Genomic DNA, 8,590 nt, shown 5'->3' on the forward strand with positions numbered 1-8,590 from the left:
TTTTTTTAAATAAAATAACCCAAACTTTACCAATAAAATATTGAACAAAAAATCCTATTTCAAGACATTATTGGAAACAAGCAATTATAGGCAAAATCTGCCTTCATAAAAATAAAACATGAAAACAGCAAGGAGTTCAAAGAGAGCATGGCGCCTTTAAAGTAAAATATAGCACCCCATTGCAATGCATAAAAATAGGAAGTTGCCTAGGAATCAGTTAATCACAATAACGCTTGTTTTTGCTACTTTAATAGAGAAAATTTTCTGCGCAGATACGATTTATAAAGACATTGCTGTATAAAGAGAATCGCATGATCTGTAATTTGTAAAAAGAATCAAATTCCTGTAGAAGCATGCTAAGCTATCTATCTATCTAGCTTTCTTTATTTAATATTGAAAAGTACTCTTATAAATCTATGTGGGATAACGAACAACAAAAAAACGATCCTGGACAAGACCCTGCTCTTGTCGTCAAGCGCTTGCGGCCTGCGCGCCGACAGGTCTCTGCTCGTTGGCTTACGGGAACCATTCTGACAGGAATCACTTCCTGCATTCTTATGGGGATTGCACTTTTTACGGCTCTTGATGAACAACAGCGATTGGTAACACCGCCACAATGGTTTACGCAAGAAAACCTATCAGAATCACAAGACCCTGAGGCCAATGGCTATAAAGGTGATCGTATTTCTCCCACCCATGCAAGGCAAAGCTTTGACAGAAAACGTCAATTTGAACTATCGATTCTACAAAAAAAAGGCGATGAAAAAGTCATTCAAACACAACATTTTGAATGGATTCGTATGGCTTTAGCCGAAAATCGCCCCCAGAAATATAGCTATCCAAAATTTGATTCTTTAAGCATTCTTGCTAGTGATACGAAAAATCAAAATATCGCACCACAAGAAGATTCTGGGCAGATTTATGGAGCAAAGGTTGAAACAAAACTCACCTTACGCAGCTATGATTTTAAGGTAAATCAATTCGATTTTGATGACAGCGACACATTGACAGATGAAGAGGCACAACAAGAAGTACAAAAAGCTGGATTTACTTTAGAAAAGAGCTCCGAACTTCTTTCAGTTCTCACATTGATTGATCCTTTAAAATTAGAAGATGTATCCTCCCCTTCCCAAGGCACAGAATCCCCTGAAGTTCGAATCGTTCAAGAAAATGTAACCGTTTCTCCTCAAAGTCACCGTATCGATCTGACGAAAAACTATGTTGAAGATATTATTCCTATTCGTAAAAAACAAACGATAGCCGATGCTTTCAAAAAAACCAGTTATACAAAAAAGCAAATTGACCAGGTTGTAAAAACGCTAGAAAAAATAAGCCTTTCCGATTCCCTAAAAGAGGGAAGCCTTTTACGCATTGGTATCGTGACACAAGCTGGTGAAGAAGACCATCTCGTACGCGCAAGTATCTATCAAGGGATGCATCATATTCTCACCATTGCCCTGAATGATAAAGGCCAATTCATTGAAAGCACAGAGCCTAAAATGTCTAAAGCACTTAAAACGGCTTTTCAAAATGGTATTCCACATTCTTATATCAATAGCGCGCAATTACCAACGGCTTATGATGCACTCTATAGTGCTTTGCTAAGCCATAATATATCACAATCTCTCTCTCATCGTCTTATTCGTCTGCTGGCCACCAATGTTGATATGAAAAGTCCGATAACACCCAATGATCAGATCGAAATATTTTATGCTGTACCACAAAGCGATAAAGAAAACAAAAACGGCAAAAAGAATTTGAAAGCAAAGGAATCATCCAAGAACGCTGATCCAGAAATTCGTTATATTAGTGCAACTTTTGGGAATACAACTTATAAATATTACCGTTATCAATTAAAAGATGGAAGCGTTGATTATTATGATTCTGAAGGGAAAAGTTCAAAGCCTTTCTTGCTGCGCAAACCCACACCAAATGGCATTTTTGGCTCTCCCTTTGGTCCACGCAAACATCCTATTTTAGGCTATGTCCGCATGCATACGGGTGTTGATTGGATTGCTCCTAAAGGATCACCCATTATTGCTGTAGGAGATGGTATTGTCACAAGAGTAGGCGTAACAGGCGGCTATGGAAACCATACGGAAATTCAACATGCCAATGGATATGTCAGCAGTTATTCACACCAAAGTCGTTATGCACCAGACATCAAACCAGGCGTGAAAGTACGACAAGGACAAATTATTGGGTATGTTGGATCAACAGGAATGGCAACCGGACCCCATTGTCATTTTGAAATCATTGTCAATGGCGTCAAAGTTGATCCCATGCGCATTCGTATACCGGATAGCAAAGCCTTAACCAATCAAGACCTACAAACATTCCTACAAGAAAAAAACAACATTGATGCCTTGATCAACAGCCCAATAGCACCCTCCGAAGAGACTTAAAGCATGAAAGCATCTGCATTTTTACGACTCAAAACATCTAAAAAATATGCTTGAGCGCTTACTTTTCTCAAAGAGATTTCCGCATTTTAAATATCTATTAAAGAATACGCCGAAAGATGCCACCACCCAAGGTCGCATCACAATGATTAAAAATAAAACGCCCTCCCCTTTTCAGGTTTACGCACAATAGAAAAGTGAAAAATATGAAACCCCAAAAGGCTAACTCTTCTTGTTTATTTTATCAAAACGATAGCCCGTCCTTATTTGCCATGCAATAAAATCTCAAATCAAAGAGGTGCCCGCTAAAGGATGAAGATTCTAAAATCCATATCATTCTATAAACAACCCGACTTTTTGTTGAATAGATTCCACTTGTTGAATGTATGCTGTTCATAGCCCTAAAGGACGGTGTTTCATGAACTTTCTGAGCACGTTCTACCTTAAGAGTATTCGTTACACACTTTTACAAAAACACCCCATATTTAAAGTTTCACATGCCTTACAAAAAATAACAAAACTTGAAAAAACAATCTTTTTGCAAAGCAATAGAGCTTACGAATATAAGTATTATTGGCTTAAAGGAGCACTTATTCAAAATAAATTTAAAGGCTAACTTAAGCACTTCAAAGCTCTCAGACAAGGAGAACTTTGAAAGCCTATCATCGGAGTCAACAAAGCAAAAAAACAACAAGAGAGAAAATCAAACATTACACCAAAAGATAAAGAAGCAAAGTTGTTTCTCTTGAAGGCAATTGACAATCTGATATGAATGGTGCTGTGTTCGCGCTACTGAAGCCGTATTTTTCCTTCTTCTTGTGAAAAGATGCCCTCCCCATACATTCACGATGAATGAAAGGCAGCTTACCACGAGAAAAGAAAAAATTTACCCTTTTAAAAAATCAGTCAGAGCTTTTTTTTGAACTATTCATGCTAAGTTTTGGCAAAGGAATGACAATCTTTGTGCCTCCTAAAGCAGAAGTTTCAAACAGAGGTTTTTCACCAAATTGCATACAGAGCTGTTCCACGACCACACGACCAAGTCCTGTTTTTTGTTTTAAAGTTTGGCTTTTCATTCCCACGCCATCATCTTCTACAATGAGCATCAATTGTCCATCTTTCTGGGGACCAAAGGAGATATAAATATGACCAGACCGTTGATCAGGAAAGGCATGTTTTAAGGAATTTGTCAGCAGTTCACCAAGGATAATTCCAAGTGTTGTCGCATCTCTTGAAGACAGGCGACAATCTTTAAAGTTGGTGTGAATGGTGATGTTTTCACGCAATTCAAAAGGGACTGCCAATTCGACATCATGCACAACAGAGCTGAGAAACTCTGCCAATAAAGTCGTTTCCATATCATCACTTAAGCGCAAACGACGATGTGCTGTAGAAATTGTCTGAATACGATCACGTGCAGCCCCTAGAACAGCACGTACCTCTTCATTTTTGCTCCGGTTTAACTGGAGCCCCAACAAAGAAGACACCGTCCCAAGAGAATTGCCAATGCGATGGCTTGCATCCTGCAACAATATTTCAACCCGTTGGCGTTCTTTTTCAGCGTGATTACGTGCTCTTTCTAATTCTTGTGTTCGTTCTTTCACGCGGGCTTCCAGAGCGATATTTTCACTATGAAGCAGCAATTGATACAATTTTAAAGAGCGCATATCACGATGAAAACGATTAATAACAAAATAGGCAGAAATAAAGGTACTCACAACGGAAACAATAGCCGCCAATGTCAAAGCCGCCCGCATCAATGCGATACCCTCACGCTGTTTTTGTCGCACCACATCATCCCCATTAATAAAGCTTGTCATCAATTGAGCTAAACGTGCTACAGGAATCTTTGATACTTCCAAAGAGTCCGCATGAGAAGGTTGAGAAGGTTGAGAAGGAATCGCATCAAGAGCACGCATATGGGCATTCATAAAGGCTTTTCGTGCTTCAACCTCTTCTTTAAAAGCCGTAAACCATTTATACCACTGCGGATGCGCATAAATAATAAGTGCGATATAGTCGAGAATATTCCCCAACTCCCGCTCTGCATTTTCAAAACGTATTTTATCTTCCGCCTTGCGCGTTTTTGCATAGCTGCGATCAGCAACAGCCATATCAATCAGGCTAATAAGGACCAAATCAGCCTGTTCGCGCAATTCTGAACTTGTATTCAACTGTGCGACTTCTCGATCAACGGCATTTGAAAGCAACATAATAAAAACCGATGCCAAAAGAGCCATAACAAGAGAAACAACAATCGCACCCCACCGCCAGCGTGATATCGTTGCATCAGAAGAAGGCATTTGAGGCATCAAATTTGTTTTTGTTGTCATAGAATGTCCATTGGCGAACTTGAAAGTCGTCATTTTTCAGCACAAAGGAAGGCAACCTTATGGAACATAAAACCTAAAGCCCGTGAGAAAGTTTTATACAGGCTTTTCTTGTGTTCCTAAGGATACACGCCAAACTTCTGAATTCCCTCAGATACTGACTTTACTGTAATAGCTATAACGGGAATAAAAAAAACAAGGCTATCAATCATAATTATTATGCTTTTTTAGCCGTTAAATGAACACAATGTACTTCCAGCTGAGTAAGAATCAGGACCATAATCAGACTCACCATTGACTTTAAGAAGTTCTTGTAATCGATTACGCGCCCTGCTCACACGGCTTTTAATGGTTCCAACAGCACAACCACAAATAGCCGCAGCATCTTCATAAGAAAATCCCGATGCGCCAATGAGAATAATGGCTTCTCTTTGATCGGCAGAAAGCAAATTTAAGGCTTTTTTGAAATCTTGCAAATCAAGCGATCCATATTGAGCAGGATGAACAGCGACATTTTGAGTAAACACGCCATCGGTATCTTGAACTTCTCTTCCCTTTTTACGCATTTGACTATAAAATTCATTGCGCAAAATGGTAAAAAGCCAAGCTTTAAGATTAGTTCCCATCTCAAAACTATCTTGCTTAGCCCATGCCTTCATAACAGTATCTTGGACCAAATCTTCGGCTTTATCGTGCTTGCCACTTAAAGAAACAGCAAAAGCTCGTAAAGCCGGCAACACAGAAAGGAGTTCTTGTTTAAAGTTTTTCGCGCACTTTGACATAAAGGATTCAAACCTTTTCCACATTGTTTAAGCCAAATTGCTCTGCGCGCTCCAACTTCTCTAAAAGCTCAAGCAAACACCGTGGCAGTGCTTCTTCTTGAATTTCCATGTAAAATTGACGTAACTTCCGTGCTATTTCGCTATTGACCCCGAGAAGATCATCTCCAACTCTAAATTGTGTGGTGAGATTTTTTTCATCACGGTCGTTCATTTTTCATCCCCCTAATCCATATATTACTGGTAGCACCGCGAAGAATTTTTCGCCTTATGGTTGTAAATATAGCTGCCGGTAAAAAGTTCCATACAAATCAAGGAACTTTTTTATCGGTTGAGAATTTCAACCAACAAAATGCTTGAAAGGTCAAAGGAGTTATAAATTATGTCATTATCAACGCGCATTGCCCCGCATCTTCCCTATCTTCGGCGTTTTGCCCGCTCTGTCACCGGTAGCCAATCCTCTGGCGATGCCTATGTTTCAGCGATGTTGGAAGCACTCATTGCCGACATCTCCATTTTTCCCAAAGCCTCCACTGACCGAATTGGTACCTATTGGCTTTTTTGCCATCTTTTTGACCAAACCACACCAAACATCCCTGAACCCCTGCCCCAATTTGGTCTTGAACAAAAAACCAGTGCCAAATTATCCTATCTCACGCCCCGTGCACGCCAAGCATTTTTGCTCATTGCCGTTGAAGGGTTTCATGAACAAGACGCCAGCGAAATCATGAATCTGGATACGAAAGAATTTCGCAAGCTTCTCAACCAAGCATCCATTGATATTTCTCAACAAATTGCCACTGAAGTAATGATTATTGAAGATGAACCTCTTATTGCACTTGATATTGAGCAAATGGTAGAAAGCCTAGGTCATCATGTTGTAGGAATAGCGCGCACGCGTGATGAAGCTGTCATCATGTATCATAAGAAAAAACCACGGTTGATTTTGGCTGATATTCAATTAGCCGATAACAGTTCAGGGATTGATGCGGTCAACGAGATTTTGAAAAATGACCGTATACCGGTGATTTTCATCACAGCTTTTCCCGAAAGGCTTCTCACTGGCGAGCGTCCAGAACCAACTTTTTTAGTGACCAAACCTTTTAACCCTGATATGGTGAAAGCGCTTATTTCGCAAGCTTTATTTTTTCAAGAGAATGCTTCTAAAGCGGCTTAGAACAGGGTAACATCTTAAAATTATGATCGTTACGCCTCTTTCAAAGCCTCCCATGGATAGATCTCATATGAGTGCGCTCATGCAAGCGATTCGTGGTGCTGATATTTGCGTTCTCTATCAGGCAACAAATCTGGTTTATTTATGGGCTGAAAACTTGCCACACCATTTGCACAATAAATGGCGGGTTGGGTGTCGTGACAGCGACTTTTTTTCGCTTGACCTTGCAGACAATATGGAAACCATCAAACTGCAAGTTTTAGCCAGTGGCAAAATGCAAACTGTTGAAGCACGTTTTGAAGATACAAATAAACAAGAGATTTGGTACAAATTTTCTATTGATTGCCACCGCAATGATAACGAAGACATTATTGGTATTATCACCACCGGTGTCAATATTTCCGGCTTACGCCGCCGTGAACAAGTGCTTAAAATCCTTCTTCGCGAAGTCAGTCACCGTTCTAAAAACCTTCTAGCGATCATTCAAAGTATTGCCAGCCAAACCGCCCGCTATACTGAATCTCTTCAGGTTTTTTTACGAAAATTTCAAGGTCGTCTTCATTCTCTTTCTCATTCTCAAGATCTGATCACTGATTCCGATTGGCGCGGTGCTCAATTTCGCGAATTGGTACAAACGCAGGCTTTAGGTTATTTTATGAAAGAAACAGAACGTTTTTCACTTGAAGGCGTCGATCCTTATCTTTTTCCCAATGCCGCTTTGCATATCGGTTTGGCTTTTCATGAACTGATTGTCAATTCTCTTTCTTTTGGAGCCCTTTCCCAAGAAAAGGGGAGCATCTGTGTACGCTGTGAAATTGAAACAAAACTGAATGGCAAAACGCAACTTATCATCACTTGGCATGAAAATTTTGAATCCGGCATCCCTCCCACAAACAATAAAAAAGCCTGTTTTGGTAGTGCCGTTCTCGAAAAAATCGTTCCCATTTCCGTGAATGGTTCAGCTTCCCTCAAATTGACACAAGAAGGAATTGTCTATTGCCTCTCTGTTCCTGATACTTATTTTGATATTTTTTCTTAAAAGAGCATTTTAAACAATGAACAAGAGAAGTTTCCCCTTTTTTAGCAAAATGTCTCATCTGTTTATTAAGCACAAAGATATTTTCCAACCTCTTTAAACCAACCTCTATAGTCCCCCAATAGTTCCGCAAAACCTTAACGATGAGAACTGAAAGCCACATAAAATCCATTCCCGCTGTCAATCAACTTCCATCCCTCATATAACCGGCATATTTTAAAACAGAAACCAAAACGATAAAGAGCAAACCGTTTCAGCTTTTATATGCAAAATAAAAGCGAGCCTATTACCCATCTCTTTTTGTGTAATTTTCGCAATGCGTATATAATTTTATTTTGGCAGAATATGAAATTTCAAGGAGTAAAGCTAATATCCATCATCACTCTTCAGCTTTATGGGCTTAAAGCATCCACGACAACGACAATTAATTGATGAAAATTACATATTTTACGCTTTTATTTATCGCATTCTATAATGGAGATATTCTCTTCAAGTACAATAGGACATTCTAAAACAGAATACACTTATGTCTTTCATTCACGCACTTTTTTAATATTTCCCAGCGCATCCACGCTCATTTCAAAACAGTATCTGTAAATAAGATATAATAGCCCCCGTAAAGTGAACCATCAAAACCGCCCCTTGTTACGCCACGTCCTTCTTTACCTTCATACCCCTTTTCACTTCATAAAAGTAGTAGCTGAGCATCATCATACCATTTGTCTCTCATGTTACAACAGCCATTGACCTTTGAGAGCGTCCATAAGAGGCATTTTAGGCTTTTTTCAAATATTACTCACCGACATAGAGCCCCCACACACACCCTTTTATGACGTGCAAGCCAATGACTTTGATTAATTCACTATAGA

6 protein-coding genes are annotated in these 8,590 nt (G+C 39.4%); 3 read left to right on the forward strand and 3 right to left on the reverse strand.

Annotation, left to right across the window (positions count from 1 at the left end):
- The first annotated feature begins 416 nt into the window (after window positions 1–416).
- A complete protein-coding gene (locus tag ACFIMA_RS05090; protein ID WP_375693186.1) occupies window positions 417–2,405 on the forward strand; it encodes a M23 family metallopeptidase in 1,989 nt (662 codons plus the stop codon).
- A gap of 899 nt (window positions 2,406–3,304) precedes the next feature.
- On the opposite strand, the gene ACFIMA_RS05095 is transcribed toward ACFIMA_RS05090, so the two are convergent.
- From ACFIMA_RS05095 to ACFIMA_RS05105, 3 genes are all read right to left on the reverse strand, one after another.
- On the reverse strand, window positions 3,305–4,735 hold the full coding sequence (locus tag ACFIMA_RS05095) for a sensor histidine kinase (protein ID WP_375693185.1): 1,431 nt from the start codon (window positions 4,733–4,735) through the stop codon (window positions 3,305–3,307).
- 224 nt (window positions 4,736–4,959) lie between these two features.
- The gene (locus ACFIMA_RS05100) at window positions 4,960–5,514 is read right to left on the reverse strand and encodes an RNA polymerase sigma factor (RefSeq protein WP_375611691.1); all 555 of its coding nucleotides are present in this window, start codon (window positions 5,512–5,514) and stop codon (window positions 4,960–4,962) included.
- A 7-nt stretch (window positions 5,515–5,521) separates the two neighbouring features.
- Window positions 5,522–5,725: a NepR family anti-sigma factor gene (locus tag ACFIMA_RS05105; RefSeq protein ID WP_375610684.1), complete on the reverse strand. Its 204-nt coding sequence runs from the start codon at window positions 5,723–5,725 to the stop codon at window positions 5,522–5,524.
- A 168-nt stretch (window positions 5,726–5,893) separates the two neighbouring features.
- Between ACFIMA_RS05105 and ACFIMA_RS05110 the strand changes: the two genes are divergently transcribed.
- A complete protein-coding gene (locus tag ACFIMA_RS05110; RefSeq protein ID WP_375607013.1) occupies window positions 5,894–6,688 on the forward strand; it encodes a response regulator in 795 nt (264 codons plus the stop codon).
- A 22-nt stretch (window positions 6,689–6,710) separates the two neighbouring features.
- Window positions 6,711–7,724, forward strand: a complete 1,014-nt coding sequence (locus tag ACFIMA_RS05115) for a sensor histidine kinase (protein WP_375618002.1) — start codon at window positions 6,711–6,713, stop codon at window positions 7,722–7,724.
- Window positions 7,725–8,590: the final 866 nt, after the last annotated feature.

The sequence above is a fragment of the Bartonella sp. AP88HLJMH genome (genome assembly GCF_042195605.1).
In the GTDB taxonomy this organism is placed as follows: domain Bacteria; phylum Pseudomonadota; class Alphaproteobacteria; order Rhizobiales; family Rhizobiaceae; genus Bartonella.